13 protein-coding genes are annotated in these 17,539 nt (G+C 69.4%); 8 read left to right on the plus strand and 5 right to left on the minus strand.

Annotated elements, in window-relative coordinates:
• Nucleotides 1-4 precede the first annotated feature (4 nt).
• Nucleotides 5-1,192 carry an NAD(P)/FAD-dependent oxidoreductase gene (locus tag IE262_RS36535; RefSeq protein WP_229877890.1) on the plus strand — a complete coding sequence of 396 codons (1,188 nt, stop codon included), beginning with the start codon at nt 5-7 and terminating at the stop codon, nt 1,190-1,192.
• Nucleotides 1,189-1,638, plus strand: coding sequence for an aldehyde dehydrogenase family protein (locus tag IE262_RS36540; protein WP_189879800.1), 450 nt, complete (start codon nt 1,189-1,191; stop codon nt 1,636-1,638). The genes IE262_RS36535 and IE262_RS36540 overlap by 4 nt, the downstream gene beginning before the upstream one ends.
• A 359-nt stretch (nt 1,639-1,997) precedes the next feature.
• Here IE262_RS36540 and IE262_RS36545 read toward each other — a convergent pair whose 3' ends face one another.
• Both IE262_RS36545 and IE262_RS36550 read right to left on the minus strand, forming a co-directional pair.
• Nucleotides 1,998-3,251, minus strand: coding sequence for an SLC13 family permease (locus IE262_RS36545; RefSeq protein ID WP_229877873.1), 1,254 nt, complete (start codon nt 3,249-3,251; stop codon nt 1,998-2,000).
• Between the two features lie 103 nt (nt 3,252-3,354).
• On the minus strand, nt 3,355-4,476 hold the full coding sequence (locus tag IE262_RS36550; RefSeq protein ID WP_189879802.1) for a PrpF domain-containing protein: 1,122 nt from the start codon (nt 4,474-4,476) through the stop codon (nt 3,355-3,357).
• A gap of 169 nt (nt 4,477-4,645) precedes the next feature.
• Here IE262_RS36550 and IE262_RS36555 point away from each other — a divergent pair, with 169 nt between their 5' ends.
• Nucleotides 4,646-5,599, plus strand: coding sequence for a LysR family transcriptional regulator (locus IE262_RS36555; RefSeq protein ID WP_134043804.1), 954 nt, complete (start codon nt 4,646-4,648; stop codon nt 5,597-5,599).
• A gap of 119 nt (nt 5,600-5,718) precedes the next feature.
• Here IE262_RS36555 and IE262_RS36560 read toward each other — a convergent pair whose 3' ends face one another.
• Nucleotides 5,719-8,406 (minus strand): carbohydrate-binding protein, encoded by a 2,688-nt coding sequence (locus tag IE262_RS36560; protein WP_229877875.1) that lies wholly within the window; start codon nt 8,404-8,406, stop codon nt 5,719-5,721.
• A gap of 329 nt (nt 8,407-8,735) precedes the next feature.
• Here IE262_RS36560 and IE262_RS36565 point away from each other — a divergent pair, with 329 nt between their 5' ends.
• From IE262_RS36565 to IE262_RS36585, 5 genes are all read left to right on the plus strand, one after another.
• The gene (locus IE262_RS36565) at nt 8,736-9,782 is read left to right on the plus strand and encodes a LacI family DNA-binding transcriptional regulator (RefSeq protein WP_134043801.1); all 1,047 of its coding nucleotides are present in this window, start codon (nt 8,736-8,738) and stop codon (nt 9,780-9,782) included.
• Between the two features lie 212 nt (nt 9,783-9,994).
• Nucleotides 9,995-11,239 carry a sugar ABC transporter substrate-binding protein gene (locus tag IE262_RS36570; RefSeq protein ID WP_134043798.1) on the plus strand — a complete coding sequence of 415 codons (1,245 nt, stop codon included), beginning with the start codon at nt 9,995-9,997 and terminating at the stop codon, nt 11,237-11,239.
• Nucleotides 11,240-11,271: 32 nt separating this feature from the next.
• Nucleotides 11,272-12,252 carry a carbohydrate ABC transporter permease gene (locus IE262_RS36575; RefSeq protein WP_189879804.1) on the plus strand — a complete coding sequence of 327 codons (981 nt, stop codon included), beginning with the start codon at nt 11,272-11,274 and terminating at the stop codon, nt 12,250-12,252.
• 38 nt (nt 12,253-12,290) lie between these two features.
• Nucleotides 12,291-13,112, plus strand: a complete 822-nt coding sequence (locus IE262_RS36580) for a carbohydrate ABC transporter permease (RefSeq protein ID WP_189879806.1) — start codon at nt 12,291-12,293, stop codon at nt 13,110-13,112.
• 329 nt (nt 13,113-13,441) lie between these two features.
• The gene (locus IE262_RS36585; RefSeq protein ID WP_189879808.1) at nt 13,442-15,232 is read left to right on the plus strand and encodes an amylo-alpha-1,6-glucosidase; all 1,791 of its coding nucleotides are present in this window, start codon (nt 13,442-13,444) and stop codon (nt 15,230-15,232) included.
• 48 nt (nt 15,233-15,280) lie between these two features.
• Here IE262_RS36585 and IE262_RS36590 read toward each other — a convergent pair whose 3' ends face one another.
• Both IE262_RS36590 and IE262_RS36595 read right to left on the minus strand, forming a co-directional pair.
• Nucleotides 15,281-16,897 carry a CocE/NonD family hydrolase gene (locus IE262_RS36590; RefSeq protein ID WP_189879809.1) on the minus strand — a complete coding sequence of 539 codons (1,617 nt, stop codon included), beginning with the start codon at nt 16,895-16,897 and terminating at the stop codon, nt 15,281-15,283.
• On the minus strand, nt 16,894-17,493 hold the full coding sequence (locus tag IE262_RS36595) for a TetR/AcrR family transcriptional regulator (RefSeq protein ID WP_229877877.1): 600 nt from the start codon (nt 17,491-17,493) through the stop codon (nt 16,894-16,896). The genes IE262_RS36590 and IE262_RS36595 overlap by 4 nt, the downstream gene beginning before the upstream one ends.
• Between the last annotated feature and the right edge of the window lie 46 nt (nt 17,494-17,539).

The raw sequence follows: 17,539 nt of genomic DNA on the forward strand, positions 1-17,539 counted from the left end.
TGATGTGGTGATCGTAGCTGCCTCGGCAGCGGGACTGGCCACGGCCGAGGCCCTGCGCAACAAGGGATACGACGGGGCACTGACCCTCGTCGGAGACGAGTTGCACCTTCCGTACGACCGGCCGCCGCTGTCGAAGCAGATCCTGTCCGGCGCCTGGGAGCCGGAGCGGGTACGCCTGCGCGACCAAGAGGCCATCGGCAAGCTCTACGCGAACTTCCGGCTCGGCCGCGCAGCGGTCGGGCTGGATCTGCCCGAGCGCCGGGTGCTGCTGGACGGCGGCGACCCGCTCGGTTTCGACGCCCTGGTCATCGCCACCGGCGTTACCGCGCGCCGACTGCCCGACGACGACCTCGCGGGCGTGCACGTCCTGCGCACCCTCGACGACGCCCTGGGCCTGCGCGCCCATCTGTTGGGCGGACCGAAGGTCGTGGTGGTCGGCGCCGGGTTCCTCGGGGCCGAAGTGGCGGCGGTGGCCCGCACCATGGGGCTTGAGGTCACGCTGGTCGACCCGCTGCCAGTGCCCATGCAGCGCCAAGTCGGCGACCGGATCGGGGAACTGGTCGGGCAGATGCACAGAGACCACGGGGTCGAACTCCGCCTCGGCCTCGGAGTGACCCGGTTCGAGGAGTCCGCCGGCCGCGTGGTCGCCGTCGAACTGGCCGACGGTACCAAGCTCGACGCGGACGCGGTCGTGGTCGCCGTGGGGTCCACACCGGCGACCAACTGGCTGACCGGCTCGGGCCTGCCGCTCGGCAACGGCGTGGAATGCGACGCCAACTGCCGAGCCGCCCCGGGCATCTACGCCGCCGGAGACGTGGCGTCCTGGCACAACCCGCACTTCGACCGGCGGATGCGCATCGAGCACCGGCTCAACGCCGCCGAACAGGGCATGGCCGTGGCCGCCAACCTCCTGGGCGAGGATCGTCCCTTCGCCCCCGTCCCGTACTTCTGGAGCGACCAGTACGACGCCAGCATCCAGGCCTACGGCATCTTCCCTGAGGGCGCGGAGGTCACGGTCCTGCACGGGAGCCTGGACGACCGCAAGTTCGTCGCCGCCTACGGCCACGAGGGCAAGGTTGTCGGCGTACTCGGCTGGAACAGCCACCGTGAACTGCGCAAACTCCGTCAGCTCGTCGTCGACCGCGCTCCGGACCCTGGTCAGCGCACAGCGGAAGGAAGGCAGGAGCCGTGAAAGATCACCTGATGTACCGGCGGGAGTTCTTCCTAGGGGGCGAGTGGGTCAAGCCATCGGGTACCGCGGTCCTGGAGGTCGTCTCGCCGTCGACAGAGGACGTTGTCGGCGAGGTTCCGGTCTCGACCATTGTGGACATGGACCGCGCGGTGGCGGCTGCCCGTGCCGCGTTCGACGACGGTCCCTGGCCCCGGACGACACCGGACGAACGAGCCGACGTCCTGGCCCGCGCCGCCGAGTTGCTCCGGCAGCGGCGCGCCGAGATCGAAGTCCTCGTCGACGAGATGGGCGTGGCCAGCAGTCAGGTACCCCTCCAGACGGGGAGGATCGCCCCGGTCTTCGACTACTACGCCGACCTGATCCGCACCTTCGAGTTCGACCGCGTGGAAGCCGGTCGTCCTGCGTACCAGCCTCGACGCGCCCGAAGCAACGGATGCCGCGCCTGAGGCAGACGAAACGGGCCGCGCGTCCGTCGGTGACGCGCGGCCCGATCCGAACCGGTGAGCTGGGCACAGGCCGCGCCCGTCAGCAGCCCGGGGAAGCGGCCACTGCGGCCACTGCGGCCATCGGCGGCTCGGTCCGCCTCGATCACGCAGTCGTTGACGATCGCGCCGGTTCCGCCGGTGACCAGCGCCTTCACGTCGTGCGATGAGTTCCCGTTCGACCAGGTTGGTCGCGGCCGCGACGAGGTGCGCGTCACGGAGGCCGGTCCGATGGCGGAGCACGCGGCGGTCTGGCCGGCCGCGCTTGTGCAGCCTCCACACCACCGGGCAGTCGCGTACCGCGCGACGCCGTCCAACGCACGCTATGACCAGGGCAGGACCAGCGCGCCCCAGGCGACGACGGGCCCCAGGGCGACGATGCCGCCGGTGTAGCCGATGACCTGGCGGTAGAAGCGGCGGGGGTCCACCCCGCGGGCGTTGCTGAGGACGAGTGCGCCGTTGGTGGAGAAGGGCGAGGTGTCGACGATCGTCGTGGAGACGGCGAGCGCGGCGATCAGCCCGGCGGCGCTGAGGTGGCTGGAGAGCAGCAGCGGTACGGCGATGGGGATGATCGCGGTGAGGATCGCGGTGGAGGAGGCGAAGGCGGAGGTGATGGCCACGGTGAAGCACAGCAGCAGGGCGACGGCGATCGGGGCCCCGAGGTTCGCGGCGTGTTCGGAGATGTTCTCGATGATGCCGGCCTTCTCCAGCATGGCGATGTAGGTCATCATGCCCGCGACCAGCAGCAGAGTGGACCAGCTGACGCCGTCCACGGCCTTCTCCTGACGCTTCATGTCCACCAGGGCCAGCAGGGCGCCGGCCGCCAGCGCCAGGAAGCCGATCTCCAGATGGAATCCGAGCGCGCCGACGACGAGGGCGACCAGGCAGGCGAGGGTGAGCCACTGGCGCCAGTCGGGCCTGCCGGACACCGCGAGGTCCCCGTCCTCGGCCGCTTCCTCGGAACCCTCGGCCAGCGGGGCTTGGCGCTTGGCGAGCAGCACGTAGGTGAGTGCCGAGAGCACCAGGTTGATCAGGAAGCTGGCGCTGAACAACGTCACCGCGGAGACGTGCAGTTCGGTCTTGTCGACCAGGCCGAGCACCAGCGCACCGGACACGGCGAGTGGGGAGAACGCGCCCGCGTGCCCGCCGCTGATCACCATCATGCCGACGACCAGCGGATTGAGCTTGTAGCGGTAGGCGAAGTTCATGCCGATCGGCGCGAGGATCGCGACCGCGGCAGGAGTGAAGGTGCCGAACGCCGTCAGCAGGGCGGCCACCAGGAACAGTACCCAGGGAATGAGCGCGACGTTGCCGCGCACCAGCCGTACCCCGGCCGCGACGAGCCAGTCGATGGTGCCGTTGCGGCGGGCGACGGAGAACAGATAGGTGACCCCGACGATGGTGACGAAGAGCTTCGCCGGGAACCCCTCGAAAATCTCGTCCTCGGTGAGGCCGAGCGAGGCGGTGCCGACCGCGAAGGTGGCGACGAAGGCGAGGATGCCCAGGTTGATCGGCAGCACTGTGCCGACCACGAACATCACCAGCAGCGCGCCTATGGAGATCACTTCAGCAGACATCTTTGTCCTTGGTGCGATGAGGAGGGGCGCGCCCCGAGGGCGCGAGGGTATCCCGGTGCGGACGGCTGGGGGACCGGCCGGCCGAGGTGATGTCCGTCCCAGCTCAGGCGGCTTGCGTGCGGCCTGTTTCGGGGACGTAGATGCGGGCGTCGGCGAGCAGCCGTGCCGCGCGTTGCACGGTGACCCGCTGCGGCAGGCCGTCCCGTACGTCGGTGCAGCGGACCGCGACGATGCCGGCGGGTGTGCCGAGGCGCAGCCATTCGTCGGTCGGACCGCCCGTGATCCGCCAGACCACGGAGCCTTCGACGAGCCCGGCCGCCGCGACGGCGACGGCGGAGGTCAGGCCGATCGCGGGGTGCGGGGCGTTCATGCTGAGCATGCGCACCGAAATGTCGTAGTCCTCGGCCGGGACGGGTTCGCCGAGGGTGGTGGTGTAGGGCACCGGCGGGCCCACCAGGCCCACCTTGGGCACCGCGTCGCCCGGTTCTTCGCCCGGCTTGAGCAGTCCCATCAGTGGTGCGGCGGTGTGACGGACGGTGCGTAGCCAGGGCACGTCCGTGCTGATCCGTTCCAGGGGCTCGGAGCCGGTGCGCTGAGCTTCGAGGGCGTCGATGAGGACGACGGGCGCTCCGGCGTCCACCATGCTCACCCGTACCGGTTCGGCGGCAGCGACCGGCAGGTCCTGCGCGGCCTGCCCGGTGGGGAGCAGTAAACCGGTGGTGCCGCCGGCCGGATCACGGAAGGTGAGGCCGACGGCGACCCCGCCGGCAAGGGTGCCGGGCACCGTCTGGCGGCCGAAGTGGTGTACGACGCCACCGGTGGTGTCCACGAGCCCTTCGAGGACCGCGCCGGTGTTGGTATTGCGCATCACCACACGAGTCCGGTCACCGGTGATCGCCACCATGCCCTTTGCGACCGCGTACAGCGCGACCCCGGTGGCGCAGTTGCCGCAGTTGCTCGTCCACTCGACCTGGCCCGTGCCGATGCCGACCTGGGCGAAGAGGTAGTCCACGTCCACGCCGGGTTCGGGGGAGGCGCTGACAACCGCCGCCTTCGAGGTGGTGGGGGTCGCCCCGCCCACGCCGTCCAGTTCCACGGGATCGGTGGCGCCGTACGCGGAGACCAGCAACTTCTCCAGTTCGCCACGGCGGGCGGGGACGTCGACCTGGTTGAACAGCCAGCATTTGCTGGTGCCGCCACGCACCAGGGTCGCGGGAGTGTGCACGTCTGAGCTCTTCCTTGATCAACGAAGGGAGGGAAAGGGCCGAGGCGGTGGTTACGGGCGCATTGCGGGCCGGTGACCGCTCGGCGATTGCGGAGACCTTCGCAGAGGCGTGACTTCGGAACAATCGCAGTTCGCTTCACATGGGTTTAGGTCAGCTAAAGTCTCAGGCGTGTTGAACGTGCGCCGACTGCTGCTGCTCACCGAGGCCACCGAACGCGGTTCGCTCACCGCGGCGGCGGAGGCGCTGGGCATGACCACCTCCGCCGCCTCCCAGCAGATGTCCCTGCTGGAGCAGGAGGCCGGGCAGCCCCTGATCGAGCGGCTGCCGCGCGGGATCCGCCCCACCCCGGCCGGTGCCGCGCTGGCCGAACGCGGTCAGGTGATCCGCCGTGAACTGCGCGCCGCTCAGGCCGACTTGGACTCCTTCACGGCCCTCGACCAGGGCACGCTCCGGCTCGGTTCCTTCCCCACAGCCAGCGCATCCCTGCTGCCGCTCGCGCTCACCCGCTTCCGACGCAGCCACGCCGGCATCCGCATCGAGGTACGCGCCGGGGTCCTCGCGGAGCTCCGGGAGATGCTGCACACCGGGGAGGTGGAGCAGGGCCTGCTCTGGGACTACGAATGGAACCGGTTCGACGATCCCGCGCTCTCCCTCACCCACCTCCTGGACGACCCCACGGTGCTGGTCGTCCCCGCCGACTCGCCCCTGCGCAGCCATCCCTCCGTGCGCCTCGGCGACCTCGCCGACCAGGAGTGGATCATCCGCGCCGACAACCACCCCGTCGCCGACGTCCTGCGCCGGAGCTGCCGCCAGGCGGGATTCGAGCCGCGCATCGCCTACTCCTCGCACGACTACCAGGAGGCACAGGCCATGGTCGCCGCCGGTCTCGGCATCGCCCTCGCCCCCCGCCTGGCCCTCACCAGCCGACGCAGCGACGTACGTCTCCTGCCCTTCGCCTCCGACGTACCCGCACCCACCCGCCGCATCCTCCTCGCACGCGCCGCGGCACGCCCCGCCACGCCGCCCGCCCAGGCGATGGCCCGCGTCCTGCGCACCGTGGCGCAGCGCTTCACCGCCCCCGGCCTGCACAGGGCCCAACTCGGGGCGGTCCGGCGCGGCTGAGGATGCAAGTCTCCGTATCCGGAGAGAGCCCGAATCCCGAAGGAACCACGCATGGGGCGCGGGAGCGGTGCGGCCCGGGACGGCCGGAGTTCCACCGGCGCGTCCCGGGCGTCCGCGGGTTACTTCTGTGTGAGCGGTGTGACGGCGATACGGTCGATGACCGGCGCGTACGGGGAGCGCTGGTCGTACTCGTTGTAGGTGTCGCCGTTGAAGTCGGGCAGTTCTTCGGCGGTGAAGGTGAGCCGGTTGGTGCCCTTCTTCAGGGTGACCGGGACGGTCAGGTCCCAGAAGTTGTTGAAGTGGAAGGTCGTGGGGAAGAGGACGCGACGGGCGGGTCCGCCGTTGACGGAGAGGTCGGCGTGACGGGCGATCGGGTCGGGGTTGTAATGGGTGGCGGGGGCCTGTTCGGCGTTGGAGTAACGGATCGTCAGTGCGTGGCGGCCGGAGTGTTCGGCGACGACGTCGACAGTGAGGGCGTTGGTCTTTCCCTTGCCGATATCGGTGACCGTCTTCCCACCGGAGGCGAAGCTGTAGGCGCCGGTCACCTTGGCGGCGCCACTGAGTGAACCGTCTTCCGCCTGGTAGACCCTCGGCACCAGAGTGCCGCTGGACTGTGTGACACGCAGGCGGTCCAGGAGCAGCTCGCCCGAGGCGCCCGTGATGGTGATCTTGTTGATGCCGCCGGACAGGAACAGCCGTACGTCGTCAGTGCCCTTCCTGCCGCCGCCGGCCTGGGGGATGTCGAGCTTCTCGCCGTTGAGGGAAAGCCCGGCCCGGCCGCCGCCGAGGTGGTCCACGGACACGGTTGCCTCGCCGTCGGTGGGGGAGTGGACCCAGAAGCTCGCGGAGGCACCCTTCGGCAGCGGCACCGTGCCCGGCCCCGAGGCTCCGGCGTAGGAGTAGCGCGGCTCGGCTCCGGTGAGCGTGGCGTACTCCGCCTCGTAGATCGCGGGCGCGGTCACGCGTGCGTCGCGCAGGGACAGGTCGATCTTGTCGACGATCGCGTCGCCCCTGGTGACGCCCAGGTCCGGGTCCTGGGCGGAGAGCGTGATGCGGTGCTTGCCCGCGGTCAGCTTCACCGTGGTGTCGGTGTGGCCCCAGACCACCCACTTGTAGCCCAGCGGCAGGCGCAGCTCCTGCGGGTCCTTGCCGTCGACGCGCAGGAAGACGTTGGTGGGGCCCTGCTCCTTCACCAGGTCGTAGAGGTTGTAGGAGTTGGCGAAGACGCTCAGGTCGTACGTGCCATCCTGCGGGACCTCGACGTCGAACGCGAGCACTCCATCCGAACCCGTGCGCAGGCCGCCGACGTTGTAGCCGCCGGAGGTCGCGAACTTCCCCACCTCGGAAGGCGATCCCTCGGGACCGTTCTTGGAGTAGCCCTTGCCGGTGTAGGTGGCGTTCTCCGCCTCGTACGTCTTCCGCCAGCTCACCGAGGGCTCGGCCGGGATGCCGCCGCTGCCGCCGGGGGAGAGGATGACCTGGTAGGCGGACATCTCGTTCATGCCCGTCATCGGGAGGGTGACGGTGCCGTCCGCGCCGACCTCGAACTCCTGGTCCGCGAGCCGCAGCGGCTGGGGGGAGTCGCCGACCTGGCCGGTCCAGGGGATCTCCTGCACGGTGGCGTGCACGGTCGTACCGAACAGTGAGGGGTCGATGTTCTTGAAGACGATGTCCGCGTCGCCGCTGTTGCCGCCGAAGATGGCCCGGGACTGCTTCTTGTCCTTGTCGAGGGTGGCGACGCCCTGGAGGGTGTACTGCTGGTTGGGGTGCGGGGCCGTCACCTGGACGGTGCGGCCGGTCATCTGGCCGTAGGCGTTGAACAGCCACCACTGGCCGTTGCCCTTGTTGGCCTCCACGGCCGAGTCATTGAGGTTGCCGTCGATGTTCCAGTACGCCAGGTCGGCGTCGATCTTGGACTCCTCGATGGCGGAGACCCACTGGACGACCTGGCCGGGCACGGACAGGTGGTAGTTGTGGCCGTACTCGTTGACGTTGATGGGCAGCGGGCCGACGCCGGCGTCCTTCTCCATCTGCCGGTACTTGGCCACGTTGGTGCGGACCGCGGCGGGCGACGACAGCTCGTGCCAGGTCATCACGTCGGGGACGACGTCGTTGGCCTTGGCGTACTGCAGGAAGCCCTTGATCTGGTCGTAGAGCACGCTGGTGTTGGGACCGGCGACACGGGCGTCAGGGTCGAGGCTCTTGATGAGCTGGTAGACCTCCTTCCAGGCCGCGAAGTAGTACTGGGGGTCGTTCAGCCAGGAGACCTTGTTGTAGCTCCACTCGCCGGTGCCGAACATGTTCCCTTCGGGCTCGTTGAAGGGCACGTAGACGACGTGGTCCTTGTACTCGCCCAGGGTCAGGACCTGCTGGACCTGCTTCCTGATCTTCTCCTTGAAGTCGGCGAGCCGCGCGGGACCGTCGGCGCCCGGCCACTGGTAGGGGAAGCCGCGGTAGATGTCGGTCATGTAGATGTAGACGTCCTTGCCGCCCGAGTCCACGAAAGGCGGCAGGACCTCCAGGGCGTCCGCGCCCGGATGCTGGGGCCCGTCCTGTGCCTTCGTCGACACCGTACGCACATGCATGCCCTCCAGAAGGTTGCGGCTGGGCACCCCGTCGCCATAGACGCCGTACAGCGAGCCGGAGGCGCCCCCGTGGAACGCGCCGGTGTCGCTGCCGAGGTCCACGACGAGCCGTTCCGGCTCCGCGGCGCCTGCCGTGCCTGTGGTGGTGGCGAGTGCGGTGGCCAGGACCGTCACCGCCACCGCCGCGGCGCCTGCTCCTGTGGTTCTTCTTCTGCGTCGCACTGAAATCTCCGTTTGTCGGTGAGGGTGCGAGGTCGGTCGGGATGGTCGAACCGGTTCGACAGGGGTGTGAGACCACCTGGCTCGCTGTCACGGGGGAGGGGCGTGTGTACGGCGGGTCGACGGCAACTGTCGAACCGGTTCGCCGGAAGTTAGCACCGGCGAACCGGGCCAGCAATACTCCCCGCGCGACTCTCTCTGCCGGTAGATACCGGTTTCCCGTGTGGTGTGGGAACTGTGCTCAAGGCATTGACACGTGAGCGGTCAGCTCCTACCTTCCCTTCACGCGAACCGGTTCGATGACGTCGGACGAACTCGATGAAGGAGCCCCCGTGAACATCGGTGAGATCGCCAAGCGGGCCGGTGTCTCGCGGAGCACCGTGTCGTACGCACTGAGCGGCAAGCGCCCGGTGTCGAACGACACCCGCGAGAAGATCCAGCGGGTCATCGACGACCTGGGCTACCGGCCGAACGCGAGCGCACGCGCCCTCGCCAACGGCCGGACCAGGACCATCGGCCTGGTCTTTCCGCCGGCCGGCGACCACTACACCGGGATGCAGCTCGATTTCATCGGCAGCGTGGTGGAGGCCGCGGCCGCCTACGACTACGACGTACTGCTCTCCCCGAGCGGTGTGGACAGAGACCGTTCGTTCCAGCGGCTGCTGGGGGAGCGACGCGTCGACGGCGCGATCCTGATGGAGATCAGGCTCCAGGACGACCGGGTCGACCACCTCCTCGCCGCACACTTCCCCGCCGTCTGTATCGGCCGCACCGCGCAGCCGGAGCGCGACTGGTGGGTCGGCCTTGACCACACCGTGCTTGCGGCGGCCTGTGTCCACCACCTCGCTGACCTGGGTCACCGCAGGGTCGCCTTCGTCAATCGGCCCGAGCGGCTCCTGCGCGCCGGGTACGAGTCCGCGCACCGGGGGCTCGACGGCTTCACCAAGGCCGCCGCGGAACGCGGGCTCACCGTCCGCACGTACACCTGTGGCGACGACGCACCCTCGGGGCAGGCGTGCCTGGAGCGGATCCTGCACGACGACCCCGCCACCACGGCCCTGGTCACACTGAACGAGGCCGCACTGGGCGGCCTCTACCGGGGCTTGGCCCATGCGGGTCGCCATGTGCCGCGTGACTTCTCCGTCACCGGCGTCGTCGCCGCCCGGTGGGCCGAGACGGTGACACCGCAGCTCACAGCGGCCGACGTGCCCGCGGCGCAGATGGGGCGCCTGGCCGTCGAACTGCTCGTCGAGCGGCTCGACCAACCTGACGCGCCCCCTCGCCACCAGTTGCTTGCTCCGCCGATCTCTCTTCGTGCCAGCACCGGGCCCGTGGGCACGGTTGCGCCCGTGAGTGCGGGCTCCGACGTGAACGCCTGACCGGCTGCCCCGCGTCGGGGCCGCGACCGTCCGAGCGGGAGGCGCTTTTCGCCCCGCCGCCCCTACCCTTCCCGTCCCTTCCGGCCTCAGGGGCTCCGACCAGGCCCCGGCTCCTCAAACGCCAGGGGGGCGGCCGGCGTGGGCGGCGATGAGATGTGCGGGCCGGCCCCTCAACGCACCGACAACAACGGACCCCTAAGAGGAACACCCCCATGAACAGATTCACCAGACGCCATCTCACCGCCACCGCCATGACCGTCGTCGCCCTCACCATCGGCACCACCGCGTGCTCCTCCGGCGACGGCACCACATCCGCGAAGGCGGAGGACGACGGCAGCTACACCATCTGGGATCCTTACCCGCAGTTCGACAAGGGATCGGACTGGGCGAAGCTGCTGGACGGCTGCGGCAGCAAGGCCGGGGTCAAGACCAAGCGGACGGCCTTCGACACCAGCGACCTCACGAACAAGGCGCTGCTGGCAGCGCAGCAGGCCAATTCCCCGGACGTCCTCATCCTCGACAACCCCGTAGTGTCGACGCTCGCCGAGGCAGGCGTGCTCTCCACGACCGACGAGAACAAGGTGGACACCTCGAAGGTGGACCCGAACCTGCTCGCGGCTGGTCAGGCGGGCGGCAAGACCTATGGCACGCCCATCGGCGCCAACACCCTGGCCCTGTACTACAACAAGGATGTCCTCAAGGCGGCCGGCGTGGACATCGCCTCGGTCAAGGGCTGGAAGTCGCTGACGGCGGCGCTGGCGAAGGTCAAGAAGGCAGGGAAGAAAGGCATCACCTTCTCGGCGATCGGGACCGAGGAGGGCAGCTTCCAGTTCCTGCCGTGGTTCTGGGGCGCGGGCGCGAAGCTGACCGAACTCGGCTCCCCCCAGGCCGTGTCGGCCCTGTCCCTGTGGAGCGACTGGCTGAAGAAGGGCTACGCGCCGAACTCGGTCATCAACAACACCCAGACCACCAGCTGGCAGGAGTTCGTGAGCGGCGACTACGCGTTCGCCGAAAACGGCACCTGGCAGCTCGCGGGCGCGGAGAAGGCCGGCTTCGACTACGGCGTCCTGCCCATCCCCGGCCCCGACGGCGGCAACGCCGCGGCCCCGACCGGCGGCGAGTTCGTCACCGTCCCGGTCCAGGGCGACACCGGCCGGTACGCCACCACGCGGAAGCTCGTGTCCTGCCTGACCAGCACCGAGAACCTCTACGACACCGACACCACCCTCTCCTATGTGGCCCCCACCAGCGAAGTGCGGGACAAGCAAGTGGCGACCGACGCCGAGTTGAAGCCCTGGGTCGAGGCGGTCAAGGCGGCCAAGGGACGCACCAGCGACGACCTCGGCACCAAGTACCCCAAGATCTCAGAGCAGCTGTGGAAGGCGGTCCAGTCCGCCCTCAGCGGGTCCAAGTCGCCGAAGGAAGCGCTCACCGCGGCACAGGACGCCGTCAAGTAAACCGTCAGCCAACCGCGACCCGGGGCCAGTTGATGAACCGCACGACACGCCCGCCGGACCGTCGGCCGGTGCGCGACCGGAACGGGGCGGCCACCCCACCCCCGGCCCGCACCGCGCCGCGTCGCCGTCGTCCCACCTCACAGCAGTGGGCCGCCTGGGCCTTCCTCGCTCCGGTGACCCTCTACCTCGCCCTCTTCTACGCCTATCCGCTCTACCGCAACGTCGACCTCAGCCTGCGCGACTACACGGTCCGCTCCTTCGTCCAGGGCAACGCACCGTTCACCGGACTGGAGAACTACGAAACCGTCTTCCAGGACCCGGCCTTCCGCCCCGCCTTGACGCACACCATCGTGTTCACGGCCGTGTGCCTGTTCTTCCAGTACGCCATCGGCCTGGCCCTCGCGGTCTTCTTCAACCAGCACTTCCGGCTCTCCGCCACCCTGCGCGCCCTGTTCCTGGTGCCCTGGCTGCTGCCACTGATCGTGTCGGCCTCCACCTGGTCGTGGATGCTCAACAGCGACTCCGGTGTCGTCAACGCCGCCCTGCACACCGTCGGTATCGGCCCGGTGAACTGGCTGACCGCACCGTCGTGGTCGCTGACCTCGGTGATCATCGCCAACATATGGATCGGTGTGCCGTTCAACCTGGTCGTGCTCTACAGCGGACTGCAGTCGATCCCCCGAAGCCTCTACGAGGCGGCCGCCCTCGACGGGGCGAACGCCTGGCAGCGTTTCAGATGCGTCACCTTCCCGTTGCTGCGTCCGGTCTCCGCCGTCACCCTCCTGCTGGGCCTGGTCTACACGCTCAAGGTCTTCGACATCATCTGGATCATGACCAAGGGCGGCCCGGCGGACTCGTCCACCACCTTCGCCACCTGGTCCTACCGGCTCGGCTTCGGCAACCTGCTCCCCGCCTTCGGCCCCGGCGCGGCCGTCGGAAACCTGCTCGTCGTCGCGGCCCTGGTCTTCGGCCTGGTGTACCTGAGGCTCCAGCGAAAGCAGGCACTGACGTGACCGGGACCGCCATGAATGCCATGAATGCCAGGAATGATATGAAGCGACGCAACCGTACGTGGTGGAAGACCGCCACTGGCCTGCTGCTCACGGCTGTCATGCTCTTCCCGGTCTACTGGATGCTCAATGTGTCCTTCACCCGCGACCAGGACATGCGCAAGTCCCCACCCGACTGGTTCCCGGTCCACAGCACCCTGGACGGCTACCGCACCGTCCTCGACCAGCAAATGCCCTACCTCGCCACGAGCCTGGTCATCGGCCTGGGCACGGTCGTCCTGACCGTGGCGGTGGCCGCGCCCGCGGGCTACGCGCTGGCGAAACTCCGTCCGCGCGGCGGGGGCGTGATCGGCTTCCTTCTCCTGGTCGCTCAGATGATCCCCGGCATCATCATGGCGATGGGCTTCTACGCCATCTACCTCCAACTCGGCCTGCTGCAGTCGGTACCCGGTCTGATCGTCGCGGACTCCACACTGGCCGTCCCGTTCGCCGTACTGATCTTCACCGCGTTCATGTCCGGCATTCCCCGTGAGCTGATCCAGGCCGCGCAGATGGACGGAGCAAGGGCCCTGCGCACCTTCTGGTCCGTGGTGCTGCCCATGAGCCGGAACGCCGTCGTCACGGTGTCGCTGTTCGCGTTCCTGTGGTCCTGGTCCGACTTCGTCTTCGCCAGCACCCTCGCGGGCGGCGGGGCCCATGAGCCCGTCACCCTCGGCATCTACCACTACATCGGCAACAACAACCAGGAGTGGAACGCCATCATGGCGACCGCCGTCGTGGCCTCGCTGCCCGCCACAGTGATCCTCGTCCTCGCCCAGCGCTACGTCGCGGCCGGCGTCACAGCCGGAGCCGTCAAGGACTAGGGCGTGTTTCGAAAGTCCCGTCGTCCGCCCGAAGGGCGGGCCCCGCGACGTCTGGTGCGTGCGATCGCAAGGCGCCGGAGCGCCCTAATAGCGGAGCTATTCGGGCGTTTCGGCAACGCCGCGAGCGTGCGTGCCAGGCGTCGCGGGGCAGGCGGGACTTTCGAAACACGCCCTAGGCCCTCACCGGACACCGCTCCGACCTCCACGGAGATCCAACAGAAGGGCCCCAACCCTCCTGCGGCCAGTCCACCGTCCGGCCAGTCCGAGTCCCGCCCGGTCCTCTCTCGCCAGACCGCCGCGCCCACCGCCGAAGAAACGAGTAACAACCCATGACCGCCGCCCGATCCGGCCCGGCCTTCTCCGTCCACGACATCCCGTTCAGCACACACGGCTCCTGGTTCGACCTCTCGCCCGTGGTGGCGGAGAAGACGTACGCCGAGGACCTCCACCTGGTCTCCCACCAGAACGGCATGCACGCCGTCCTGCGTTTCGTGCCCCTCGACCCGACGACGGGCGACCGGGCCGAGACCCGCGTCGAGACGACGCCGAGCCTGCTCAGGTGGGCTCACCGAGGCGGGGGCATCGGCTGCGCCTACGAGTCACCGGACACCGTCCGCCTCCGGGGTGAGGGACTGGCGCTGCGTATCACCGCGGTCGCGGAGTCCCTCACCTCCTTCACGGGCACCTACTTCCACCACGACCCGGTGGCCGGCGCGCACGTCTTCACCTCGTACGAGACCGGGCGCAGGTACCGGATCACCGTGCTGTCCGGCTCCCTTGCCGAGGTGTCCGGCAGCCAGGCGCTCGGCAGCGGCGACCGCGGCCTCATGCTCACCGCGGACGGCGGCGGAGTCTGGGAAGCGGCGGTGGAGGAACTGGACAGCGCACGGCACCCCTACACCTCTTCCGGGACCTTCGGGCGGGTCGTGAAGGCCGCGGAGCGCGCCTTCGCCACCTTCGCCGACGCGGTGGCCCCCTGGCGCTCGTCCGACACCCCGGCCGCCGAACTCGCCGCGTACGTCCTGTGGTCGGCGACGGTCCGCCCGGCATCCCTGGTCACCCGCCCCGCCGTACTGATGTCCAAGCACTGGATGGACAAGGTCTGGAGCTGGGACCACTGCTTCAACGCCCTCGCGCTGGCACCCGGAGCACCCGCTCTCGCCCGGGACCAGTTCTCGCTGCCGTTCGACCATCAGGACGAGAGCGGGGCCCTGCCCGACTCGGTGACCCACTCGGAGGTCCTCTACAACTTCGTCAAACCACCCATCCACGGCTGGACCCTTGGCCACCTTCGCAGACGGCTCCCCGACCCCCTCGACCCGACCGACATCAGTGTGATCTACCGCCGGTTGGCGCGCTGGACGGACTTCTGGCTCACCTCGCGCCGCGCACCGGGCGCCGCCCTGCCCCACTACCAGCACGGCAACGACAGCGGCTGGGACAACGCCACGACCTTCGACCCCGAGCGCGTGGTCGTCAGCGCCGACCTGGCCGCCTTCCTCATCCTGCAACTCCGCGAACTCGCCGCCCTGGCCACGGGACTGGGCCTTCCCGACGCGGCCCGCCGCTGGACCCGTACCGCCGAGACCACGCAGGCGGCGATGCTCGACGAACTGTGGACGGGAGAGCGGTTCGTGGCCCGGAGCGTCGACAGTTCGGAGACCTGGAGCACCTCCAGCCTGCTGGACCTCATGCCGATGGTACTGGGCGAGCACCTGCCCGAGAACGTCTCCACCGCACTGGCGGCCCGTATCGAGGCGCACCTGACACCGTACGGACTCGCCACCGAACTGCCCACCTCACCCCACTACCGCTCCGACGGCTACTGGCGCGGCCCGATCTGGGCACCCGCCACCGTCCTCATCGAGGACGGCCTGCGCCGTAGCGGCCACCAGCGCCTCGCGGACGAGATCAGCGCCCGCTTCCGGGTCCTGTGCGAAACCCACGGCTTCGCCGAGAACTTCGACGCCCTCACCGGCACGGGCCTGCGCGACCGCGCCTACACCTGGACCGCGGCCGGCTACCTCCTCCTGGCCGAGGCACACGCACTCCGGGCAACCGCGGTTGCCTCACGCCCCGAAACACTCATCGAACAACAGGCGACATACCAGGCCCCCTGAAGGGGGGCGAGGATCCACCAGTGGACCTGCCCTCCGGCCGCTTGGGGGCTACCGCGTCGGGAGGACGATCGCAGAGGGGTGTTCGGGATCGTGGAAGACCTGCTGGTCGGCGGCGCGGAGGGTGGTGGCGGTGGCGCGGGGTTCGCCGGTTCCGGGGTTGCGGTTGTAGCGGGGGAAGGCGCCGCTGGATATCTGGACGCGGATGCTGTGGCCGCGTTGGAAGCGGTACGCGGTCGGCCACAGGGTCACTCGCGCCGCGCGGGTCTCGTCGGCGCCCGTGAGGCTGGTCAGGCCGTCGCAGACGTTGGTCGAGCGGCCGTCGGTGTCGACGTCGCAGAGGCGGACGAAGACGTCGGCGTGGGGCAGGCTGGAACGGAAGAAGATCTCGGCGCTGACGTCGCCGACGACCTCGACGTCCTTGTCCAGTACGGGGGTTGTGTAGGTGAGGACGTCGGGGCGGGCTTCCAGGGCGGTGTTGTCGACCCGGCCGGGCTTGACGCCGAAGGCCATGCGGACGCCGCCGACGGCGGGGGTGGGGTCGGCCGGGTCGTAGCGGTAGCCGTCGGGGGGTGAGTCGGCGGGTGTCCTGGGAGAGAGGGCGCCGCCCGGCTGGAGGTGGAAGCGCTGGGGCTCGTACCCCGGTGGCGGCCAGGACGGGAAGTCACGCCACTTCTCCTCGCCCATGACGAACAGGCGTACCGGGGCGCGCTCGGCCGGTTCCTCACCCTTGGCGAGGGCCAGGCCGAAGCCGAGGGCCTCGCCGAAGGCCGCCTCTCCCACGCCCCTGGAGGTGTGGGCCCAGGGGCCGACGGTCAGGCGGAGAGGGGAACGTCCGGCGTCCTGTAGGACGCGGTAGTCGCGGAGTTGGCCGGGCAGGAAGATGTCGTGCCAGCCGGCGACGCTGCTCACGGGCAGGTGCATGTCGGCGACCCGGTGGCGGTGGTCGAGGCCCTGCCAGAACGGCGCGTCGGCGTCGTGGTCGAGGATGTTCTGGACGTAGTCGTAGCGGTGCCCGATGGCGACGGTGTCGGCCTGGTTCAACGGCAGTGTGTGCAGGGCGCGTTGGACCTTCTTCGCGCCCAGCATCGCGCGGGGCATCGCGAACCGGCGCTCTTGCCCCGCGACCTGGACGGCCCAGCCGAAGGGGGTTTCCAGGGAGAAGCCGTCCGCGCGGAGGAATTCCAGGGTGAGGGCCGATTCGGAGACGATCGGAATCATGGCCTTGACCTGGGGCGGTACGGCGTCGGCGACGGCCCACTGGACGAAACCGAGGTAACTGAGCCCGTAAAGGATCATCGATTCGCCGAACCAGGATTGCCTGGTCACCCAGTCGATGGTGTCGAGGCCGTCCTCGCGCTCGCGGCGCAGCGGGTCGAAGGGGCCGTCGGAGCCGAAGGTGCCGCGCGTGCTCTGGACGAGCACCTGGAAGCCGCGCTCCGCCAGTGGCCTGGCCATCTGGCCGCCGACCATGCCCGCCCGGCCGTAGGGGATGCGGATGAGTGCGGTCGGCAGACCGTCGCCGCCGGACTTCGGGACCCAGCGGTCGGCCAGCAGGTCGGCACCGTCGCGCATCGGGACGCGCAGGTCCCGATGCACGGTCAGGTTCCTGGTGAGGGGCGGGGGCAGGCGAAGCACACGTTCGGTGATGTGGCTGCTCAGGTTCATCGGGGGAGGCCTCCGCGGGTGGCAGCGAGGGTGGGGTGGCTGCGGGCCAGTGTCGTGGAGAGGCGCAGCAGGCGGTCCGCCAGTTCTTCGGGGTCGAGGGGGTCGGCGGCGTCGACCAGCCAGTCTTTGACGATCGCGCCGGTTCCGCCGGTGATCAGTGCCTTCAGGTCCTCGGCCGTGGTCTCGTCGAGGTCGCCGAACAACTCCCGCAGGCCCGTCGTACTGATGAGGGACCCGAACAGCCTGTTCAGTGACCGGGCCATGAGGAAGGCGCAGGATCCGGTGAGCATCGCGCGGTAGAAGGGCCGGTGCCGGGCGAAGTGCCGAGCCATCGCCAGCAGGCGCGCATGAGGCGGTGCGCTGTCGTCCCCGGCCTCGGGGAGGAGCTCCCGTTCGACCAGATCGGTCGCGGCCGCCACGAGGAGCGCGTCACGGTCCCCGAACTGGATGTACACCAGTTGCCGGCTGACGTCCGCGGCCTCGGAGAGATCGATGACGGGGAGCGCGGTGGTGCCGCGCTCGGAGACCAGGCGGACGGCGGCGTCCATGAGGGCGGCACGGTTGCGGCGCACCTGGCGGGTGTGTCGATCCTGCATGTCCGCGAGGTTAGACAGATGTCGAAAGATGGGCAACTGTTAAATC

It is taken from the genome of Streptomyces bluensis (assembly GCF_014650715.1).
Taxonomy (GTDB): Bacteria; Actinomycetota; Actinomycetes; order Streptomycetales; family Streptomycetaceae; genus Streptomyces; species Streptomyces bluensis.